This is a genomic window from Actinosynnema sp. (assembly GCF_052038725.1).
In genome coordinates this window covers 1-2,524 of sequence record NZ_JBQGCX010001429.1, presented here as the reverse complement: position 1 = coordinate 2,524, position 2,524 = coordinate 1, and the positions used below count along the sequence as shown (strand labels likewise).

The window sequence follows — 2,524 nt, the reverse complement described above, 5'->3', positions numbered from 1 at the left end:
GCACGGCGCGGCAGCCGTCGTCCAGCGCGGTGATCTGCTTGGCCAGCACCGGCGCGGGCGCGCGGCCGATCACCGCCTCGACCTGCGCCACCGTGGCCAGCCGGTGCGGGGTGGTGGAGGTCATGCGTTGTTCTCGCAGCTCATGACACTATTGTGAGCATTAGCTCAGGTCTTGACTACTCGCTTTCCGCGCACCCACAGGAGACCCCGCGTGCCGTCCGCCGATCGACGCTTGGAGCCACGTCGCAAGCCCCGCCAGGTCCGCGCCGAGCTGACCCGCGAGCGCATCCTCACCGCCGCTGCTCACGTTTTCACCGAGCACGGGTACGCGGCGGGCACCACGAACCGCATCGCCGAGCGGGCGCGCGTGTCGATCGGGTCGCTGTACCAGTACTTCCCGAACAAGGACTCGATCCTGGCCGCGCTGCTGATCCAGCACGTGGACCGGGGGAGCTGGCCGGGGTTCGAGGACCTGGACCTGGCGCCGGGGACACTGGAGGCGCTGGTGCGGGCGCTGGTGCGCGACGCGGTCGACCACCACCGCGACGACCCGAGGCTGCTGCGGCTGATGATCGAGGAGGCTGCGGCGTCGCAGGACCTGCTGGACGCGGTGCGGCGGCACGGCGAGCTGCGGACCGGGCAGGTGCGCCAGGTGCTGGAGCGGCACCCGGACGTGCGGGTGGGCGATCCGGGCCTGGCGGCGGACCTGGTGCTGTTCACGGTGGAGATGAACACCCACAAGTTCATGGCCGCGCCGGGGGGCACGGCGGTGGAGGTGTTCGAGGAGGAGCTGGTGGCGATGGTGACCCGGTACCTGCGGGGGTGAGGGGCCCGCCCGTCCGGGGGACGGCGTACCGAAGGGGGTCACCTGCTGGGGTGCTTCCCGGACGCGGGGGCCGCGCCGCGTTCTAGGTTCGCCGTAGCCGACCTGCCCCGACGACGATTGCGAGCCCGACATGGGACCTGCCCTCCGCAGCGCGCTGGCCATTGGCACGGCGCTGGTCGCGGTGGCCGCGCTCGGCGCCGCCCCCGCGACGGCCGAGCCGCGCGGCCTGCTCGACAGCTGCGCGGCCGTGCGCAGCCTCCTGCCCGGCGCGCCGGACGGACCGTACCTGCTGCTCACCAACCGGCGGCTGCTCGGCGTGCACTGCCACGACATGGCGGGCACGCCGCGCGAGTACCTCGACCTCCCGGACACCGGCGGGACGGGCAACTTCTCGCAGTACACGGCGGGCGGCGCGTCGCCGGGGACGAGCGTGCGCACCACGTTCACCAAGCTGCGCGTGGACCCGGCGACGCTGACCGCCGACATCGGCGACCTGACCTTCGCCACGTCCACCGGCTCCCTGGCCCTCGGGGGCGCCACGGTGACGTCGATGCCCTACGCCACCGCGATGAGCTGCGACGCGACCGCGAGCGGGGTGGCGAGGATCGACCTGCGCGGCACCGCGTTCGCCGTCTCCGACACGTTCCAGGTGGGCGGTTTCGCCGCGTCGGGCACGGCCGCGCTCGCCCCCGACGGGCAGTCCGCGGACCTCACCGGCGGCGGCTACTGCGGCTGGAACGTCCCGGCGCCCGGCTTCTACAACCCGACCAACCCGCAACCGGGGATGACCGCGCTGGAGCTGTCCTGCGCGCCCGGCGGGCTGCTGCGCCCGAAGCCCTGCTTCGAGATCACCTGATCCGAGATCACCTGATCCGGGACCACCTGATCCGGGATCACCTGAGCGGAACCGGCCCCTCGGCGGGCGAGGCGCGGTGACCGGGCGCTCCCCGGTCACCGCGGCAGGCCGCCTCACTCCGCGTAGATCTCCCGGATCTGCGCGTCGAAGTCCGCGCGCACCACGTTCCGCTTCAGCTTCAGCGACGGCGTCAGGTGCCCCGACGCCTCGGTGAACTGCCCGTCCAGGACGCGGAACTCGCGGACCGCCTCGGCGCGCGACACCGCCGAGTTGCCGAGGTCCACCGCGAGCTGCACCTCCGCCAGCAGGTCCGGGTCCTCGCGGAGCTGGCGCGGCGTCAGGTCCCCCTTGCCGTTCTGGGCGGCCCAGCGGGGCAGCATCTCCTCGTCCAGGGTGATCAGGGCGGCGATGAACGGCTTCGCGTCGCCGACGACCATGCACTCGGCCACGAGCGCGTGCGAGCGGATGCGGTCCTCGATGACGGCCGGGGCGACGTTCTTGCCGCCCGACGTCACGATGATCTCCTTCTTGCGGCCGGTGATCCTGAGGTAGCCCTCCTCGTCCAGGGAGCCGAGGTCGCCGGTGCTGAACCAGCCGTCCGCGTCCAGCACGGCGGCGGTGGCCTCGGGGTTGTTCCAGTAGCCGGTGAAGATGTGCTCGCCCTTGAGCTGGACCTCGCCGTCGTCGGCGATGCGCACCGACGAGCCCGGCAGCGGCAGGCCGACCGTGCCGATCTTCTGCACGTCCGGCGGGTTCGTCGTGGTGGCGGCGCTGGACTCGGCCAGGCCGTAGCCCTCCAGCACCAGGAAGCCCAGGCCCCGGTAGAAGTGGCCGAGGCGCTC

General features: G+C 72.8%; 3 protein-coding genes. 2 read left to right on the top strand and 1 reads right to left on the bottom strand.

What is annotated here, in order from left to right:
* The first annotated feature begins 211 nt into the window (after positions 1–211).
* On the top strand, positions 212–826 hold the full coding sequence (locus ACTUAL_RS30220) for a TetR/AcrR family transcriptional regulator (RefSeq protein ID WP_440902620.1): 615 nt from the start codon (positions 212–214) through the stop codon (positions 824–826).
* 130 nt (positions 827–956) lie between these two features.
* Positions 957–1,682: a GON domain-containing protein gene (locus ACTUAL_RS30215; RefSeq protein ID WP_096495503.1), complete on the top strand. Its 726-nt coding sequence runs from the start codon at positions 957–959 to the stop codon at positions 1,680–1,682.
* 113 nt (positions 1,683–1,795) lie between these two features.
* Here ACTUAL_RS30215 and ACTUAL_RS30210 read toward each other — a convergent pair.
* The coding region (locus ACTUAL_RS30210) for an AMP-binding protein (RefSeq protein ID WP_440902619.1) at positions 1,796–2,524 on the bottom strand (729 nt) is incomplete at its 5' end.

Excerpts from the sequence above, each read along its gene's own strand:
- ACTUAL_RS30215 (WP_096495503.1), top strand. The coding sequence starts at position 957 with ATGGGACCTGCCCTCCGCAGCGCGCTGGCCATTGGCACGGCGCTGGTC.